Annotated in this window: 17 protein-coding genes and 2 pseudogenes; 11 read left to right on the forward strand and 8 right to left on the reverse strand. The window is 61.8% G+C overall.

The genetic code is table 11. The features are described from left to right. Window positions 1–772: 772 nt before the first annotated feature. On the reverse strand, window positions 773–1,768 hold the full coding sequence (locus AX730_RS03160) for an SDR family oxidoreductase (RefSeq protein ID WP_062351811.1): 996 nt from the start codon (window positions 1,766–1,768) through the stop codon (window positions 773–775). Between the two features lie 253 nt (window positions 1,769–2,021). On the opposite strand from AX730_RS03160, the gene AX730_RS03165 reads away from it, so the two are divergent. The 4 genes from AX730_RS03165 to AX730_RS03180 all read left to right on the forward strand — a co-directional run bounded on the left by AX730_RS03165 (window position 2,022) and on the right by AX730_RS03180 (window position 4,760). Beyond that, the gene (locus tag AX730_RS03165) at window positions 2,022–2,306 is read left to right on the forward strand and encodes a BON domain-containing protein (RefSeq protein ID WP_407071469.1); all 285 of its coding nucleotides are present in this window, start codon (window positions 2,022–2,024) and stop codon (window positions 2,304–2,306) included. A gap of 137 nt (window positions 2,307–2,443) precedes the next feature. Then, on the forward strand, window positions 2,444–3,193 hold the full coding sequence (locus AX730_RS03170; protein ID WP_062351817.1) for a hypothetical protein: 750 nt from the start codon (window positions 2,444–2,446) through the stop codon (window positions 3,191–3,193). Between the two features lie 240 nt (window positions 3,194–3,433). After that, entirely contained in the window at window positions 3,434–3,955 is a 522-nt protein-coding gene (locus AX730_RS03175; protein WP_062351820.1) for a hemerythrin domain-containing protein, read from the forward strand. 4 nt (window positions 3,956–3,959) lie between these two features. After that, window positions 3,960–4,760: a hypothetical protein gene (locus AX730_RS03180; RefSeq protein WP_062351823.1), complete on the forward strand. Its 801-nt coding sequence runs from the start codon at window positions 3,960–3,962 to the stop codon at window positions 4,758–4,760. Window positions 4,761–4,800: 40 nt separating this feature from the next. On the opposite strand, the gene AX730_RS03185 is transcribed toward AX730_RS03180, so the two are convergent. Next, on the reverse strand, window positions 4,801–6,864 hold the full coding sequence (locus AX730_RS03185) for a catalase (protein ID WP_332307599.1): 2,064 nt from the start codon (window positions 6,862–6,864) through the stop codon (window positions 4,801–4,803). Between AX730_RS03185 and AX730_RS19320 the strand changes: the two genes are divergently transcribed. After that, window positions 6,770–7,222, forward strand: coding sequence for a hypothetical protein (locus AX730_RS19320; RefSeq protein ID WP_232310172.1), 453 nt, complete (start codon window positions 6,770–6,772; stop codon window positions 7,220–7,222). The two genes, AX730_RS03185 and AX730_RS19320, sit on opposite strands and share 95 nt — an antisense overlap. 59 nt (window positions 7,223–7,281) lie before the next feature. Here AX730_RS19320 and AX730_RS03190 read toward each other — a convergent pair whose 3' ends face one another. Continuing rightward, window positions 7,282–7,890 (reverse strand): DUF892 family protein, encoded by a 609-nt coding sequence (locus tag AX730_RS03190; protein ID WP_062351828.1) that lies wholly within the window; start codon window positions 7,888–7,890, stop codon window positions 7,282–7,284. 124 nt (window positions 7,891–8,014) lie between these two features. On the opposite strand from AX730_RS03190, the gene AX730_RS03195 reads away from it, so the two are divergent. After that, complete coding sequence (locus AX730_RS03195) at window positions 8,015–8,674, forward strand: DUF6766 family protein (protein WP_062351831.1); 660 nt, start codon at window positions 8,015–8,017, stop codon at window positions 8,672–8,674. A 10-nt stretch (window positions 8,675–8,684) separates the two neighbouring features. Continuing rightward, window positions 8,685–9,239, forward strand: coding sequence for a cysteine hydrolase family protein (locus AX730_RS03200; RefSeq protein ID WP_062351834.1), 555 nt, complete (start codon window positions 8,685–8,687; stop codon window positions 9,237–9,239). Between the two features lie 17 nt (window positions 9,240–9,256). Here the strand turns inward: AX730_RS03200 and xth are convergent. Beyond that, window positions 9,257–10,042, reverse strand: a pseudogene (gene xth, locus AX730_RS03205) (exodeoxyribonuclease III); the annotation flags it as partial. A gap of 23 nt (window positions 10,043–10,065) precedes the next feature. Further along, window positions 10,066–10,959, reverse strand: coding sequence for an SDR family oxidoreductase (locus AX730_RS03210; RefSeq protein WP_062351840.1), 894 nt, complete (start codon window positions 10,957–10,959; stop codon window positions 10,066–10,068). A gap of 138 nt (window positions 10,960–11,097) precedes the next feature. On the opposite strand from AX730_RS03210, the gene AX730_RS03215 reads away from it, so the two are divergent. Continuing rightward, window positions 11,098–11,274 carry a hypothetical protein gene (locus AX730_RS03215; protein ID WP_232310167.1) on the forward strand — a complete coding sequence of 59 codons (177 nt, stop codon included), beginning with the start codon at window positions 11,098–11,100 and terminating at the stop codon, window positions 11,272–11,274. On the opposite strand, the gene AX730_RS03220 is transcribed toward AX730_RS03215, so the two are convergent. After that, window positions 11,275–12,300 carry a magnesium transporter CorA family protein gene (locus AX730_RS03220; protein WP_083537687.1) on the reverse strand — a complete coding sequence of 342 codons (1,026 nt, stop codon included), beginning with the start codon at window positions 12,298–12,300 and terminating at the stop codon, window positions 11,275–11,277. Between the two features lie 46 nt (window positions 12,301–12,346). Here AX730_RS03220 and AX730_RS03225 point away from each other — a divergent pair, with 46 nt between their 5' ends. Continuing rightward, window positions 12,347–12,613 carry a hypothetical protein gene (locus AX730_RS03225; RefSeq protein ID WP_062351849.1) on the forward strand — a complete coding sequence of 89 codons (267 nt, stop codon included), beginning with the start codon at window positions 12,347–12,349 and terminating at the stop codon, window positions 12,611–12,613. A gap of 22 nt (window positions 12,614–12,635) precedes the next feature. Here the strand turns inward: AX730_RS03225 and ligD are convergent. After that, window positions 12,636–14,729, reverse strand: a pseudogene (gene ligD / locus AX730_RS03230) (DNA ligase D); the annotation flags it as partial. Further along, window positions 14,719–14,898, reverse strand: a complete 180-nt coding sequence (locus tag AX730_RS19325; RefSeq protein ID WP_062351855.1) for a DUF3606 domain-containing protein — start codon at window positions 14,896–14,898, stop codon at window positions 14,719–14,721. The gene AX730_RS19325 and the pseudogene ligD, both read right to left, overlap by 11 nt. A gap of 121 nt (window positions 14,899–15,019) precedes the next feature. On the opposite strand from AX730_RS19325, the gene AX730_RS03240 reads away from it, so the two are divergent. Then, entirely contained in the window at window positions 15,020–15,745 is a 726-nt protein-coding gene (locus AX730_RS03240) for an SOS response-associated peptidase (RefSeq protein WP_083537689.1), read from the forward strand. Between the two features lie 38 nt (window positions 15,746–15,783). After that, complete coding sequence (locus AX730_RS03245; protein ID WP_062351861.1) at window positions 15,784–16,707, forward strand: NAD(P)/FAD-dependent oxidoreductase; 924 nt, start codon at window positions 15,784–15,786, stop codon at window positions 16,705–16,707. Window positions 16,708–16,752 lie beyond the last annotated feature (45 nt).

The following is a 16,752-nucleotide window of genomic DNA, read 5'->3' on the forward strand; positions in this document are numbered from 1 at the left end:
CCGCGTCAAAATGTAATGTGAGAGACCGCGCCAACGCAATCTCTCGCACCATCGGCGTGAGAGACGGCGCGATACAACGTGTTGATTATGCGAGGTCACCGCTTTGCATGATGGCACCTACGCGCCTAGCGCGGTACGCTCTAGTGAATGGGTGCAAAGCGCCTTTACGCGACTATGGGTGTGGTTGCAGATACGCCGACTATCGTCTGCGGGTTAGGGGAATCGTCGGCAGTGGGACGGCGATGGACGCACTTCGATGTGGGGAAGAGGAAGAGACTATGGGATGGAGGAAGGACTTGGCACCATTGACGGGCGCCCGGTGGCCTATTCGCTGCGGGCATGTGTTTGACCCGGTTGAGCTCTCTCGTTTGAGAGACGGCGCCATCTGGCCCTCGGAGATGAATGAGCGTTGGGCCGTTTGGCTGGAGGGCAGCGTGCTGCGTTGCTGGCGCACGGACTCGGGCGCTTGCGTCTATGAGTCTGTCCTGAGCGTGTCCGAGGACGGCAGCGCGCAGGCGGTGGTGCTGGATGTCCTGGATGACCCAGAGCGGTATTCGCGCGCAAGTTCGGATGAGCGGGAGTTGGAACGCTTCGAGGGCGTCTTAGCTCAAGCCAAATGCCGACGTAATTGGCCGTGAGGCTTAGACCACATACCGCAAGGTTCTCCCGCTCTTTAAGGCGCGTGCAGGTTCTATCATCGTCGCAGCGTTGATGCCTGGATTCACTTACGCGCAAAGACAGATAAAACCCAGACTTGCTGCCGGTTACCCGACTATCCGCCGGGGCCGCCCATCACGGGCAAGATGATGCCATTGATGTAGGAGGCGGTGATGGATGATGCCAGGAACACGTAAGCCGGGGACACTTCTTCCGGCTGGGCGGGGCGACCCATGTCACTGTCCTGCCCAAAGGTGGCGACATCTTTTGCCGTTTTATCGGCAGGATTGAGCGGCGTCCATACTGGACCAGGCGCCACCGCGTTGACGCGGATACCGCGCGGCAGAAGATTGCTAGCCAGGGACTTGGTGAAGGCGTGGATAGCGCCTTTGGTAGCCGAATAGTCCAACAGGTGCTTACTGCCCAGCAGTCCGGTTTCGGATCCCGAGTTGATGATGCTGCCGCCCTGCTTCATGTGCGGCAATGCAGCGCGTGCCATGTTGAAGTACCCGCCGATGTTGGTCTCCAGTGTTTCGGCAAGTTGTCCCGGCGAAATATCCTCCAGCCGTAACGCGTGCTGCTGGAATGCCGCGTTGTTCACCAGTATGTCGAGCCTGCCAAAGGATTTGACCATCGCTGCGACGGCCTCCTCGCAGAATTTCGGATCTCTTACATCGCCGGGAACAAGCACGCAGCGCTGCCCCTGGGCTTGCACGTGCTCGGCCGTGACTTCGGCATCTTCGTGTTCGCTCAGGTAGACAATCGCTACGTCGGCTCCCTCGCGCGCGAACAAGATCGCCACAGCCCGCCCGATGCCTGAGTCACCTCCCGTGATCAATGCCGACAATCCTTGGAGCTTGCCACTGCCAATGTAGTCAGGGGCCAGGAATTTAGGCTGCAGCTGCAGGTCAGACTCCATGCCCGGCTTGTCCAGATGCTGCCGGGTCATTGGCGGCTTGGGCTGCTTACGGGTGCCAGCCTGAACCGCCTTCTTTTTCGCCTTGGGGGCTTTGGCGGCTTTGGCTAACGCCTCGGCTTGGATGGCGCGCTGCCGTTCAACCGTGGCTTTGGCCCCTTTGCGTGCTCGAGTCGAGGACTTGATGGGTGACATAGCGGTTCCTTCTGAAAACCTGCACACAGGCTATGTCGGAAATCGTTACGAAACCGGCAACGAATCACGCCACCAAGCTTCACGGCCATTCGACGTTCGCAAGGTCAGCATGAGCTCACACGGTCGGGACGTGAGGTTCAGATCGCTGTTTACCACCTCGTTCGTATGATCTTTTTTAGGAGAACTGCCGATGAAACGCTCGATGACACTCGCGGCCCTCAGCGCACTCATGCTGTCCCTGCCTGCCTTGGGTATGGCAGGTGAGCAAAAGGACAACAAGCCGAAAACGCAGGCGGCGCAGCATGAGTCTCACCAGCCTGTGGATGACACCTGGATTACCACCAAAGTCAAAGCTGACCTGCTGGCCAGCTCGAATGTCCCCGGCACCGAAGTCAAGGTCGATACCGTCAACGGTGTGGTGAGCTTGTCCGGCACCGTGGCCACACAAGCCGAGAAGGACAAAGCCATCAAGGTGGCCCGTGGCATCAAAGGCGTGAAGAACGTCGATGCTGCAGGCTTGAAAGTCACCACCCGGTAATCCCCCTGCTCGCTTTGTCCGCTTTGCTCGGCCAACCAACCTGTAGCGAACAATGCGGAAAGTGCTTTAGGGCCGCAAAGAATCTTTTCCCCCAGCAGGCACGATATGCGTGCCCGCGATGAACCGAGGACGTTCCGATGACACGTGATACTTCCCCAGATGCAAATCGAGATCCCATTACCGGTGCTCCGGGCGCCCATCCTGTAGGGGTAGGGGTCGGCGGTGTGGCCGGCGGCATGGCTGCTGGTGCACTGGCCGGTACGGTGTTTGGCCCGATTGGCACCTTGATCGGTGCCGCTGCGGGCACGGTAGCCGGCGCTGCCGCCGGCAAGAGCGTGGCAGAACGACTGGACCCCACAGCCGAGGTGGAATACTGGAGCAAAGAGGCGCCGCTGCGCCCTTACTATTCCGCCGAGCACGATTTCCAGCGCGATTACGCCGGCGTCTATCAGGCCGGTGCCGTCGCCCGTGGTGACCATCCCAACGATACCTGGGAAGACACCGAGCGTCGCCTGCAGTCGGACTGGGACAACCAACGCGGCGACTCCAGTCTGGATTGGGAACGTGCTCGACCGGCGGCCAAAGATGCCTGGGAGCGCGCTGATCGCACCTACAGCGCCTATGGCCGCAGCGATGACGTGCACGCCAAGCGCTTTGAGAGTTCGGACTATCGCCAGGCCGGCGATGAGTTCGACGATTTCCGTCCGGCTTATCGCTACGGTACCTACGCCCGCAACCAGTACGCTGACCGTGATTGGGATGATGAGTTGGCTTCAGACCTTGAACGGGGATGGGATCGATTCAAGGGCTCCTCGCGCCTGACTTGGGAGCGTGCCAAGGCCGCGGTCGCGGACGCCTTCAACTTGGACCGTCAGCGCAACACCTGACCCTTCGGGGATTGCTTCGCCGTCTTGGTAAGGAGGCGGCGGAGCATTCAAGCCTGCTGGGTGTCTGCGCCTCTGTACCAGCTGGCGCCAGGGTGAGCACACCAGCGAATGCTGGATATACCCTTCTTGCACTGCCAGTGAAGCCATTGTGGTGGGCGAATGAGTGGGCCGCTAGCCCATCACTTTGCATTGACGGCCAACGTGCGGAACTGTCCCTAGCCACTCCCAACGGACAGAGCCATGCAACGCGATATTCTGGTCACCCTGCAAGCAGAACATGACGCCCTTCGCGGGCTGTTTCAGGAAATCAATTCCACCACCGATCGGGCGAAGAAGAAGCGCACCGAGCTGCTCAAGGACATCGAGGCCGCGCTCATTCCCCATGCCAAGTGGGAAGAGCTGCACTTCTATCCGGCTTTCAAGGAACGTGCCGATCGCGATGGCCTGAAAACCCATGCCGAAGCCGTCATCGAACACCAGGCTGTGGAGTTGACCGTGCTGCCCGAGGTCAAGGCCAGTGATGTGGAAACACCGCGCTTTGCCGGTGCGGCTAAGGTGCTGGGCGAGATGGTCGACCACCACGCGACCGAGGAAGAGACGACCATGTTCAAGATGGCGCGCAAGCTGTTCTCTGCCAAGGAACGCGCCGAGCTGGATGTGCAGTACGAACAGTGGAAGGCCTCGCCTGCCTCAAAGGCCGTCATGACCCATGCCGAGGTCAAGACCGGCCTGAAAGCGGTGATCAAGAAGATCATCCCCTAGTTCCGTGGAACAGCTGTACGTTCTTGACGGAGATCCTCCCGAGGACGATCTAACGCCCCCGCTTCTGGGGGCGTCTTACTATCTGGAAACCGGGGATTTTCTGGGCCTGCTCGAATGCCTGGCCCTGTTGGTTCATCTGGTCGCCCACTCGCCCTCGCCCGAACTGCTGCAGGCCGACGAGGCGGAGGTGCTGCGCAGGATTGAACAGTTCCACGTCAATGAGCTGGTCACCATGCACCAGACCTTGGTGAGTAGCGAACTGGCCACTTCGGCCGCCTTCCACGACATGGCCGGAGTGCATGCCTGTTGCCGCGCAGCCGAGTTTCGGCAACGCGCCCGCCTGCTTGAAGTCTTGAATGCGATACGCCCGGCAAGGGGCTGGACGCTGCGCGCAGAGTGGGAGGCCGTGCAGATCTCGGGCCACCGCCTGTTCCAAGCCTCGGCAATCTTCGTGGCCTGGCTACACCAGCGCTTTGCACTGCACTACTGGAGCCGCGATCCCCGCCAAGGCCATTGCACCCCGCCCCACGAGAACACGGCAATCTGGCCCTATACGCTACGCGCTCTGGCACAGGGCCCGGCCCCGATCATCCGGCGCACGCGCCTAGCCGGCTGGCGCGCCGATGATGCACGCCAAGGCACGGTGCACGCCACGTTGTTGGTGGTACCGGCGTTGCGTAATCCGGCCACGATGCTGGAGGCGTTGCGCGCATGCCGCTCTGCCTGCAGCGGGCCGTTTCATCGAAAGCCGGCCCACGCCCAAGGCGTCTTCATTACCGAACTGGGCTTTGAACCGGATCGTTGAAACCGGTGGCTCACCCCAGTTGGATGAGCCACCGTTCGGATCAGACCATCGGAGGATCGGTTTCCCGGCCGAAATGCTTGTGCTGGGCCAACGCCTTCAGGAACTGGTCGATGACATCGTCCTTCGGCTCACTCTGCAGCAACAGGCCAGGATCCTGCTCATCGTTGAGGATGCCAGCGCCTTCCACAAAGGCCACGGCTTCGCCTAACGCCGCGATGGTCTTCAGGTGGCGGAACTGATCCTTGACGAACTCGGCCGCCCGCCCGTCCCGGGCCCACGCTTTGGCCGTGCCCTCCCCATCCGGAATGATCACCCCGTCAAACAGGACCGAGGGCTCGTTCTCAAAGGAGGCGTCAGCATCGAGCTCGCTGCCATCCTTGGCCGTGTACAGACCTACCCGATGCCCGACCAATCGGCCCACGGCGCCGGCGGCCAGCAGTGCCTGCTGCGCCGCAGCGACTTGGTCACCATCCACGCCATCGCCCACAAAGATGGCAACCTTGCGCGTGGACACGCCGGCGTTGCCCGGACGGGCAAATATGGACAGCGGCTGTGAGCTGGTGACCTCGGCTTTCGGCGGCTTGGGCAGCGCCCGTGGCATCGCCTCAGGCAGCGGCATGCCCAGGCCTTCGGCGACCTGTGCGGCGAGCTCTTCGGACGCGTTACGCAGCATGGAGACCACACGCTGCCGGATGGCCGGCACCGTCAGCTTGGAGAGCTCAAAGCGGAAGGCGGCGGCGATATGCGCCTGCTCCACCGGGCTTTGGCTGTTGAAGAACAGGGCCGCCTGGTTGAAGTGCTCGGCGAATTTTTCCGGCTTGCCCCGCACCTCGTCCTGCTCCACCGGCTCGGGGAACGACACAAAGCCCGCCGCACCGGCCTGGAACGGACATCCACCGCCCAGGGAGTTCGGCTCATAGGCCACCCGGCCGCGGTGGATGGCCTGGCGATGCATGCCGTCACGCTGGTTGTTGTGAACCGGGGCGATGGGCGCGTTGATCGGGATCTCATGAAAGTTCGGACCGCCCAGGCGCGAGATCTGCGTATCCACGTACGAGTGGATGCGTCCGGCCAGCAGCGGATCGTTGGTGAAGTCGATACCGGGAATCACGTGCGCCGTGCAGAAGGCGACCTGCTCGGTCTCGGCGAAGAAGTTGTCCGGATTGCGGTTAAGCACCATCCGGCCCAAGGGCTGGATCGGCACCAGTTCTTCGGGGATCAGTTTGGTCGAGTCGAGTACGTCGAAGGAGAAGCGCTCGGCTTGTTCTTCGGAAAACACCTGCACACCCAGTTCCCATTCCGGATAGGCACCGGCCTCGATGGCTTCCCACAGATCGCGCCGATGGAAATCCGGATCGGCACCCGAAATCTTCACCGCTTCGTCCCACAGCAGGGCGTGCGTGCCTTGCAGCGGTGTCCAATGGAACTTGACGAAGGACGACTGACCCTGCTCGTTGACGAAGCGGAAGGTATGAACGCCAAAGCCCTGCATCATCCGATAGCTGCGCGGGATGGCCCTATCGGACATCAGCCACATCAGCATGTGGGTGGATTCAGGCATCAGGGACACGAAGTCCCAGAACGTATCGTGGGCCGAGGCAGCTTGCGGCATGGCGTGATGCGGCTCGGGTTTGACCGCATGGACCAGATCCGGGAACTTCATCGCATCCTGGATGAAGAACACCGGCATGTTGTTGCCCACCAGGTCCCAATTGCCTTCATCGGTGTAGAACTTGACCGCAAAGCCGCGCACGTCGCGGGCGGTGTCCTTACTTCCGCGCTCACCGGCCACGGTGGAGAAGCGGACGAACACCGGGGTGATCTTGCCCGCTTCCTGGAACGGGGCGGCACGGGTGAGCTTAGTCTGCTTTTTGTAGCACTCGAAGAACCCGTGTGCCGCCGATCCGCGCGCATGCACGATGCGTTCGGGAATGCGCTCGTGGTCGAAGTGGGTGATCTTCTCGCGCAGGATGAAATCCTTGAGCAGCGCAGGCCCACGCAAGCCGGCCTTGAGCGAGTTCTGGTTGTCCGCCACCGGTACGCCCAGGTTCGTGGTCAGGCGTTGGCCGCTGCTGTCCACACGCACCCGATCCAGCGACCCCACCGTGGGATTGGCACCTTCGGCCGCGCGCGAGCCCACCTTGTCCGAGGTATTGGTTTCGGCCAGCGTGCTGGCCGTGGCCAAGGCAGACGGCGGGATGACCTGTGTGCCTTCGGGAGGATCGATCGCGCCTGCCCGGCCGTGCTCTGCGGCCTTGTTTTCGTTGAAGGGCATTTCCGCCGCAGTGGCTTCCACCTCGGCCGCCTGTTCAGCGGCCATGTCGGGCGATCCCAAGGCCGGGGCGCGGGAGGCGGCACTGTCGGAGTTGCGCGCAGCCGAGGCGCCGGCGACGTCTTTCTTGGATTTTGGCGTAGGCTTGCGTGAGGTGGCCATGAGTGCATTTCCTGATGATGCGACCTGATCCCAGCGGGGTCAGGTCAAAGTGGGAATAGAAAAGCCCGCCAATCGGCGGGCTTTGCGTTACAGCATGTCTTCGCGCGCCTGCTCGGCCCGGACTGCGCCAATGGCCGTTTCGACCTTCTTGACCTCTTCCGGAGGCGGCAGCACGGCCGGCATGCCTAGGCTCTGGATCCACAGCTCACGACACCAACCTTTGGTGTGATAGAGGTGGTGGTCTTCGTCTTCCTCGACCTCGTCGTAGGCCGCCTTGAGGACTTGGGCCACCTTGTCATCGGCCGATTCGGCCACCTTGCCGATCAACTCCCAATTGGAGTGATCCTTGGTCTCAGCCAGCACCACGCACTCGCAGGCCACCAGTTCGGCGGCTGCGGCATCCGCGTTGGCTTGGGCCATTTCGATCGCAGTCACCAGGGCAGCGCCGTTATGAGCGCAGACTTCGCGACCGGGGCTCATCTCTTCGGTGTCCATGCCCAGATCGGCGAAGACCTTGGTCAATACTTCTTCGTGATGCTGGGTCTCTTCCAGGTACTCCTGCCACTCCTTGCGCAGGTCGTCGTTGACGGCGGCCTGGATGGCGGCCGTGTAAATCTTGATACCGCCGCGTTCGGTCTCTAATGCCTGTAGAAGCAGTTCTTTGACACCGGCTTTGTCGTAACCCTTGCTTGCCATTGCTGACTCCATTAGCTGGGGATGATCAGAAATATTTACGCGAGTGATGCCAACACATTGTGAAAAGTTTCCCTTCACTTTTTGTGGACCGACCCGAGAGCAACCTCCGGTCCCCGGAGGGCTTATGGTCGCCACACACACCACGTTCTTTCAGAGGAACGGTCTATCGATCTTGGTGCTGCTTTTCATGCTGGCCACCTGGCTTGGTCAGATCCTGACCGGCCATGTGGTCTACAACCAGGAGCTCACCCAAGCTGGCGGCGCCGAGATTTCGTTGCTGGCCTATCTGGGCAGTGGTCACTTTGTCTCGGCGACCTTCGAGAACTGGGAGAGCGAATTCCTGCAGATGGGCATGTACGTATTGCTAAGCGTGTCGCTTCGGCAAAAGGGCTCCGCTGAATCGCGCCCGCTCGATCCAAATCAGGAAAATGAACGCATTGAGTCGGGGGCACTCCCATGGCCCGTGCGTGCGGGAGGACTATGGCTCAAGCTGTACGAGCACTCGCTCGCCATTGCGTTTGGCGGGTTATTCCTGCTGTCCTTCGTGCTGCATCTGGAGGGCAGCTGGCGCCATGAGAATGTGCAGCGCCAGCTAGAGGGCGAACTGCCGCTGAGGGTGTGGGATCACCTGGCCAGTGCACAGTTCTGGTTCGAGTCGTTTCAGAACTGGCAGAGCGAATTCTTGGCCGTGGCCTCGTTAGTGCTGCTGACCATTTTCCTGCGCCAGAAGGATTCCCCGCAGTCCAAGCCGGTTAGCGCGCCTCACCGTCAGACCGGCACCTAGGCACGCTTCCATGCGCCCTGCCCTGCTGATCATCGACATGATCAATCGGTTCGACTTCGATGGTGGGGCGGCGCTGGCGCGCCACGCCCTCAAGGCCACCGCGTCGATTCAGGCGCTGCGCGCCTCGTTTCACGCCCACGATTGGCCGGTGCTGTTCGTCAATGACAACTTCATGGACTGGAACTGCGAGTTTTCCGATCTGGTAGCCAGTTGTCGTCAGCTTCCGGATGCGCCCGGCCAGATCGCCACGGCGCTGGAGCCGCATTCGAGCGATTACTACGTGCTCAAACCCCGGCACTCGGCGTTCCTGTGTACGGTTCTTCCCGCCATTCTTGCCGATCTGGGCGCCAAGACCCTGGTGATCGCGGGCGTAGCCACCGACTCCTGCGTGCTAGCCACCGTGCAAGACGCTCACATGCGCGGCTACACCCTGCACGTGCCGCGGGATGGCGTCGCTGCCAAGAGCACCGCCCGATCAACGCGGGCACTGGCGTTGATGGAAGATGCCATGCAGATCGATACGCGGCCGACCAAAACGCTGATCCGTAGTCTGCTGGCCCAATAGAGTCACACCTATCGGGAGACTTGAATCCAAGTCGGCGCGTGGTCGCTGGCCTTGTCCTGCAATCGGACCCACCGGTCCACCCCTGCCTTTTTCAAGCGCTTGGCCAAGACCGGGTTAAGTAGCAAGTGGTCAATGCGCAGACCGCGATCGCGCTCGGCGTGCCGTCGAAAGTAGTCCCAGAAGGTGTAGATACCGCTGCCCGGTCCATGCATCTTCAGCAGGCTATCGGTCCAGCCTTGTCCTAACAGGCGGGCATACTCCTGACGCGACTCCGGCTGCAGCAAGGCATCGCGCCGCCATCCCTTGGGATCGTAGATGTCCTCATCGGTCGGCACGACATTGAAATCGCCAATCAACGCGACCGGATGCGGTAGATCCACCAGCGTCTTGGCATGTCGATAGAGCCGCCCCATCCACTTGAGTTTGTAGTCGAACTTCGAGCCCGGCTGCGGATTGCCGTTGGGCAGATACAGGCAGCCGACGACAATGCCGTGAATGGCCGCCTCGATATAGCGGCTCTGCACATCCTTCGTGTCCCAAGGCAAACCCCGCCGGCTCTCCACCGGGTCCTGCCCGCGGGCCAAGAGCGCGACCCCGTTCCAGGAGCGTTGACCCTGCCAGATGCAGCCATAGCCGGCATCGCGAATCGCACTCTCCGGGAAGGCACCGTCCAGGGCCTTGAGCTCCTGCAGGCCGACAATGTCGGGCTTTTCCTTGTCCAGCCACGCCAGCAGATGCGGCAACCGACTGGAAATACCGTTGACGTTGAACGTGGCGATCTTCAGCAATTTCTTGGTAGCCATGGCAATACCCCGAGCGCGTCGGCTCACTTGCTCGGCGGGGTGCCGTAAATTCGCCCCGAGTGCCCGGCTTCGAACAATGTGCCTTCCGGATTGCGGGGCGGCTCGTCCTTCTGCTGCCGCTTGGCCTGCATGGCACTCATGCGATCGGCCAAGCGTGGCATCAGGTTGGCCATCAGCGTATTCATCTTGGACATCGCGCCGACCTTGACGTCGCGCCCGCCGTCGGTGGCCGCCTCCAGAATGGCTTCGGCCACGCGGTGCGGATCGATCTGCGGCGAGGGCAACTTGGGTTCCTTGTCCATGTAGTTGCGGGCGTGCTCTGGATACGGGGTGTTTACCGCAGTGGGCTGAATCAGTGTGATGGACACCGGTGCTTCTTCAACCAACGCGGTCTCCACCCGCAGCGCATCGGTGAAGCCTTTCACGGCGTGCTTGCTGGTGCTGTACATACCCTGCAGAGGCACGACGGCATCGGAGACCTCGCTGCCCACGTTGATCAGCGCTCCGCCGCTTTGCTTCAGGTACGGCAGGGCCGCCAAACTGCCGTACACCAGGCCCCAGAAGTTGGTCTCGAACAAGCGCCGGTTATCGGCATCGGCGATGTCCTCGATGCGGCCGTAGATGGCCACGCCGGCGTTGTTGACCCAAGTATCAATGCGACCAAAGCGGGCCACCACCACGTCCGCTGCGTTGAGCACGGACGCCTGATCGGCGACATCCAGCGGCAAGGCCAGCGCTTGACCGCCCTCGCCCTCGATGCTCATGACGATCTCATTGAGCGTTTCCTTGCTACGGGCGATCAGGGCGACCTTGGCACACTGCTCAGCGGCGGCGATCGCCGTGGCCAAGCCAATACCGCTGCTGGCGCCGGTGATCACCATGACCTGCTCATTCAGTGGCTTCAAGGTATGGGACATGTCGGCTCCGGCATCAGGGGGAAGTGCCAGTGCACCTGAGCCCTCGTCATCCGGTCGTGAACACACTGTCCCGCCATATAGACATGGCGCACACGCAGGCGGGCATTCAATACGCTCACCTAGCCAATGGAGGCTGCCATGCGTGACCGTAAAGATACGCCCGTGCCGGGCGAAGACGTCGATTGCCAGAAGTCCAAGGACCAGCGCAGCCAGCGCAAGCAACATGAGAGCCAGAACCACGATCAGGCACTGGAGGAAACCTTCCCGGCCAGCGATCCGGTATCGCCCTTCGTACCGGCCAAAGCGCCGGACTGATCAGAACCAGCGGCGGCGTCGGCCCAGCAGGATGGACCCTGCGGCCAGGACCAGCATCAACACAACGGCCACCGTAAAGCCCAGCACGCCCGTCTTGAAGAACGGGGCCTCGAAGTTCATGCCCAAGATGCCGCCGATCACCGCAAGCACGCCGATGACCACCGTCACGAAGGTCAGAATCTTCATCGTCTCATTGGCGACCAGCGCGGTTTGGCTGCTAAACAGCTCAAAGCTACCGACCACCAGATCGCGCGCGTTCTCCACCATGTCCATCGCCCGCTCGTAGTGAGCATCCAAGGCGCGGAAGTGCCGATCGGTCTGCTCGTCTTCCTCAGGCCGAAAGTCCGGACGTGGCAGCGCCGTAAAAACGATCCGATGCGGGGCCAGCATCCTGCGCAGGCGCGAAGCGCCCTTACGCAGCGTGCGCAACTCAGGCACGCAATCGCGCGGGTTGGTGGACAGGATGTCCACCTCCAGTCGCTCGACCGCCAGTTCAAAGCGGGAGACCGCTTCAAAGTAGGTTCCCAAGTGCCAGTCCAACAGGGCGGCCACGAAGCTGCCTGAGCCGAGTGTGCCCATCCCGCCGCGGCAACGCTTGCCTTCCTTGAAGCTCTCCAAAAACTCCACCGGCGTGCGATGCAAGGTCAGGACCATGTTGGCTCCAGCAATGATCGTCAGCACGGTGCCGCTGTACTCATCGTTGGGCCCATCGGCCACGGCCACCACGCGCAGCCAGAAGCACCGGCCGCAGTTTTCCAGGGCCGGATTGGTTTGTGTACCCAGATAGCCGGCAATAGCCGCTTCAGGTAATGAGTACTGCCGGGCAATGGTCTGCAACACGGCCTCATCCGGATCCTGCAAATCGATCCACAACAGTTGCTCCTGGGCGGGGGACAAGCCCAGTACCTGGTCCAGTCGTTCGACCTCACGATTGCCCGCGACCGCATCAAAGAGCAGGGCGCGTACGGGTTCAGGGGCGGCGTGATCGGGTGATGCGGAAGGTGAGGCGGATGATGTGGATTTCATCGTCGGTGTCTTACGGTGTTGGCGAGGCTAAAAGGGAGGAGCGGGAATGTCGCCGGATGTCATTGGATGGGTGGCCTCGGCCATCTTGTTGGCCACCTTGATCAAGCAGATCCACAAGCAAGCGCAGGACGAGGATGCCGAAGGTGTCTCGCGCTGGCTGTTTCTCGGTCAGAGTGCGGCCTCCATCGGTTTCATCGTCTATAGCTGGCTCGTGGACAACTGGGTCTTCATCACCACCAACTCCCTCATTCTGCTGACGGCTCTGATTGGCCAATGGGTCATGTGGCGAAAGCGTGGCCGTAAGCCTGCCTGACAAGCAGTGGCCGCCTCGAGGGCTAGGTGTCTTGCGTCTTGGCCCATCGCGCCAGGTTTTGCTTGATCTGATCGATGTCTGCCCACGGATCGGCACGGCGCCGACGCAGTTTGTCCAGGGCTACGTCCATGGTGAACGCATTGGCCGCCTGCAATTTGCCCAGCTCGCTCCAGGCCAGGGGCATGGCTACCGGCGCGCCAGCCCGCGCACGAAGCGAATAGGAGGCCACCGCGGTGGCACTTCGACCATTGCGTAGGTAGTCGATGAAGATGCGCTTGTCCCGCAACTTTTTGCTGGCCGTGGCCACAAACCGCGCAGGCTCGGACTGGGCCAGGGCCTCGGCAAAGCCACGAGCAAAGCGTTTGGTCAGGTCCCAATCGCATCCGGGATTGAGCGGGACGACCACATGCAATCCCTTGCCGCCTGAAGCGCGCAGAAAGGATTCAAGCGAGAGCTGGGAGAGCAGCTTGCGGATGTCGCTGGCTGCCTGCTTCACCTCGGCAAAGGGCACTTTAGGACCCGGGTCCAGATCGAAAATCACACGGTCTGCGCGCTCAGGTTTTTTGGCGTGTGATCCCCACGGATGGAACTCCAGCGTATTGAACTGGACCACTTCCATCAGGCCGGGGACATCGTCCACCACCAGATAGTCGGCTTTTTCGCCCGACTCTTCTTTGAGTTTGACCGTGGACACGCGCGTCAAACCAGCGGTGTGGTGGCGCTGGAAGAAGCACTGCTCGGTGACGCCGGACGGGCACCGGATGAGCGACAGCGGCCTGCCCTTGATCTGTGGCAACAGCAGATCTGCCACGGCTTGATAATAGTTCCAGACCTGCTGCTTGGTGATGCCACTGTCGGGGAACAGCACCTTGTCCGGACTGGTCAACTCCGGCATCGATGCCTTGGAGGCCTTTGTTTTTGTTTTAGTCTTCGGCTTGGCTGTCGCGCTCGTCTTAGCCGTGGTCGTTGCCACCTTGGCGCTGGCAGCTGTTTTTGCGACCACTTTGGTCGGTCTCGAAGCCTTTGCGGTGCCGGCGCGTTTGCGGGGAGTGGACGTGCGGTCTGAATCGTTCAAGTCGGAGATCTCCTTGTCCTGGCGCACGGCTTTGAGGGAGGGCTGTCGCAGCAGTTGTTGACGCCCAATACCGCGGTAGAACACCTCCACCACAAAGCGGGGCGCAAACCACGTCGCGGTGCGCAGATCGGTGTCAGTCGTGCCCACGTAGGCCGTAGGGGTGGTGCTACCTGCCTTTCCCAGCTGCCGAGTGACTTCGCGCATCAGGGTGTCGGAGAACCCCGATCCCACCCGGCCCACGTAACGCCAGCCGTGTTCCGGATCCGGCTTGGCCAGCAACAGCGAGCCAAAGCCAGTGCGCGAGCCCTTGGGTTGGGTGTAACCCACCACGGCGAATTCATCGCTGGCCAGATGCTTGGTCTTGCGCCAGTCATCGCTGCGGCCAGGCTGATAACCGCGATCGGCTCGCTTGGAGATGATGCCCTCAAAGTGCTGCTCGGACGCCATCTGGTAGGCCTGCGCCCCCGGCCCCACCACGTGGCTGCTGTAGGCCAGTGGCGGTTTGGGCTTGCCCAGGATGCGTTGAAGCAACTGCTTGCGCTCAAGCAACGGCGCATCAGCCACGTCGATACCGTCCACGTGCAGCAGATCGAACAACGTGTAGATAAGCGGCACGGCACTATCGCCCGAGAGTGTGGACTGCAGCAGGTTGAAGTCCTGCTTGGTGCCCTTGCCGGCGATGAGCTCACCATCAAGGCATGCCGAGCGAAGGCCTAGCGCCTGGACCGCCTTCACGATGCCGGGCAGTTTCCCGGTCCATTCAATGGCATTACGCGACCACAAGCGTACCTTTCCGGCCTTGACCGTGGCCAGAATGCGGTAGCCATCCCACTTGATTTCATGGACCCACTGCTCGCCTTCGGGCGCTGCCTCTCCCAGCTTGGCCAGCTGGGGCTCGAACGCGCTGTTGGGCGCAGGTGCTTTCCGGGCATTGGGCAGTTTGGCCGCTAAGGCGGCGAGATCTTTGGCAGTGGCCATACGGCGGGACGCTAAGGACGAAAGAAGGGGGCTCGCTAGCTGGGGGCGCGGGTCACTTCCTGCCCAGGTGCTCGCGAACGGCCTGCGCGCTATTGCCGACGGCCTCGACCACGGACCGGAGTTTTGCGGGCGTGATCTGCAGGGCCTTGGTCCAGTACTGGACCTCATAGTCTTCGTTGAGGTTGATCCGATCGCGGTCAGGGGAACCGGTCTTGCTCTTGTCATCAGCCATCGCATTGCCCTCGGGTTGAGTGCCCTATTTGGTACACGCCAGACTGTGGAGCGCCCGTGATGGAATTGAGCACAAACCGGTTGCCACACCGTATCCACACTGTCTGGTCTAGGGTGACACCATGCGACGATTCGTCCAGGCCATTGCGACGCGGGACGCCCTACCGGCGAGCCTTCCCGACGTGCTCGCTGATGCGCTGGTTCACGGTGCCGACCACTACAACATTGCCAAGGGCAAGACCGCCCTGGTGTTGGCCATCAACGCCGACAAGAAGCTGTGCGTAGCCCCGATGACGTGGGGGCTGGTACCGCGGTGGTCCAAGCAGGCCTCCACGCCCTACACCACTGTGACGGCACGGCTGGAGCGGGCGCCCAAGAGCCGGATTTTCAGCCAGGCATGGAAGGAGCGGCCCTGTCTGGTCCCGATGACCGGCTACTACAAGTGGGATCGGCAGCGGAAACCGGCCTGGCCGCATTTCATCCAGCGGCGCGATGGCAATGCCTTGCTAGCCGCCGGTCTGTGGGAAACCTGGGAGGGCGAGGATGGAAGTTTCCTGCACAGCTTTGCCATCCTCACCGCGCCGAACCTGGTCATTCCCCCACCGCTGACGCAGGACGGCCCCGTTTTCCTTGCGATGGCTGACGCGTTGGCGTGGGTACGTGGGTCTATCACCTCACCGCGCACCCTGCTGCGTCGTGCCGACCAGCCGCAGCTGGAGAGCTATCCGGTGTCGCGTGCGATTCGGCGGGTGGAAGAAGAAGGCTATACGCTGCTGGAGCCGGTGGATCCGGATGACCAGGCGTCCTTCTCGTCCGGTGAGGAGGATGACTATGATGAAGACGAGTAAGCCCCACCTTTCCTGCCCCCCTGTTTAAGAGCGGCTCCATGGCACGAACCGAACCAACAGAATCTGTGGTGGATTGTGTGATCGTGGGCGGCGGCCCAGCAGGGCTGACGACTGCGACCTATCTACGTCGCTTCCACCGCTCGGTGGTCGTGATCGATGACGGGCGTAGCCGGGCCAGTTGGATCCCCACCACGCACAACTGTCCGGGCTTTCCCCAAGGCGTCTCAGGCAATGAGCTGCTGGAGCGCTTGCGGCTTCAAGCCACCGGGTATGGGGCCTGTCTGGAGCGGGCAACGGTGGAGCGTATCCACGCGGCAGGCGAGGACTGGGTGGTGAGCACTGCTGATCGCCAGTGGAGCGCGCGCGCCCTTGTCCTGGCCACCGGCGTGGAAGACGTCTTGCCGTCGCTGAGTCGCCAGGAAAGTACAGAAGCGCTAGGCAAGGGATTGTTGCGGCTATGCGCAATTTGCGACGGTTACGAGGCGACCGACTGCCGGATCGGGGTCATCGGGCCTCTGGAAGACGCGCTGGCCCATGCGTGCTTCCTGCGCGCCTTCTCCGCGGATGTGACGGTCATTCCTACTGCCTCGGGTGAGGCATCAACGCAAGCCCGGCAGCGCTCTCAGCATCTAAATATCGCCACCCTACCCCCTTTGGCGGCACTCTCCTTCGCCGAGGCCCACGCGCAGGTGCGGGATGAGGCAGGAGGCCAGCACCGATTCGATACGGTCTATGTGGCTATGGGCGCACCCGGGCGCGTGAGCTTGGCGCAGCGGCTTGGCTTAAGCGCCGGTCTCAAAGGCGAGTTGGTCACTGACGACGCCATGCAGACTTCGCTCTCAGGGGTCTATGCCATCGGGGATGTCGTGACGGACTTGAATCAGATCTCTGTCGCGTTCGGACATGCCGCGATTGCCGCCACCACGATCCATCGACGGCTGCCTGACAACCCACGGCGATAACGTTTGCCTGCCGCGTTGCAGCATGCGCGGTCAACGAAACATTCA

Origin of the sequence: Pseudoxanthomonas mexicana, assembly GCF_001556105.1 — a bacterium.
Taxonomy (GTDB): domain Bacteria; phylum Pseudomonadota; class Gammaproteobacteria; order Xanthomonadales; family Xanthomonadaceae; genus Pseudoxanthomonas_A; species Pseudoxanthomonas_A mexicana_A.

Excerpts from the sequence above, each read along its gene's own strand:
- AX730_RS03170 (WP_062351817.1), top strand. The coding sequence starts at position 2,444 with ATGACACGTGATACTTCCCCAGATGCAAATCGAGATCCCATTACCGGT.
- AX730_RS19325 (WP_062351855.1), bottom strand. The coding sequence starts at position 14,898 with ATGGCTGATGACAAGAGCAAGACCGGTTCCCCTGACCGCGATCGGATC.
- AX730_RS03210 (WP_062351840.1), bottom strand. The coding sequence starts at position 10,959 with ATGTCCCATACCTTGAAGCCACTGAATGAGCAGGTCATGGTGATCACC.
- AX730_RS03160 (WP_062351811.1), bottom strand. The coding sequence starts at position 1,768 with ATGTCACCCATCAAGTCCTCGACTCGAGCACGCAAAGGGGCCAAAGCC.
- AX730_RS03190 (WP_062351828.1), bottom strand. The coding sequence starts at position 7,890 with ATGGCAAGCAAGGGTTACGACAAAGCCGGTGTCAAAGAACTGCTTCTA.
- AX730_RS03245 (WP_062351861.1), top strand. The coding sequence starts at position 15,784 with ATGGCACGAACCGAACCAACAGAATCTGTGGTGGATTGTGTGATCGTG.
- AX730_RS03220 (WP_083537687.1), bottom strand. The coding sequence starts at position 12,300 with ATGAAATCCACATCATCCGCCTCACCTTCCGCATCACCCGATCACGCC.
- AX730_RS03215 (WP_232310167.1), top strand. The coding sequence starts at position 11,098 with ATGCGTGACCGTAAAGATACGCCCGTGCCGGGCGAAGACGTCGATTGC.
- AX730_RS03240 (WP_083537689.1), top strand. The coding sequence starts at position 15,020 with ATGCGACGATTCGTCCAGGCCATTGCGACGCGGGACGCCCTACCGGCG.
- AX730_RS03200 (WP_062351834.1), top strand. The coding sequence starts at position 8,685 with ATGCGCCCTGCCCTGCTGATCATCGACATGATCAATCGGTTCGACTTC.
- AX730_RS03225 (WP_062351849.1), top strand. The coding sequence starts at position 12,347 with ATGTCGCCGGATGTCATTGGATGGGTGGCCTCGGCCATCTTGTTGGCC.
- AX730_RS03195 (WP_062351831.1), top strand. The coding sequence starts at position 8,015 with ATGGTCGCCACACACACCACGTTCTTTCAGAGGAACGGTCTATCGATC.
- AX730_RS03165 (WP_407071469.1), top strand. The coding sequence starts at position 2,022 with ATGGCAGGTGAGCAAAAGGACAACAAGCCGAAAACGCAGGCGGCGCAG.
- AX730_RS03175 (WP_062351820.1), top strand. The coding sequence starts at position 3,434 with ATGCAACGCGATATTCTGGTCACCCTGCAAGCAGAACATGACGCCCTT.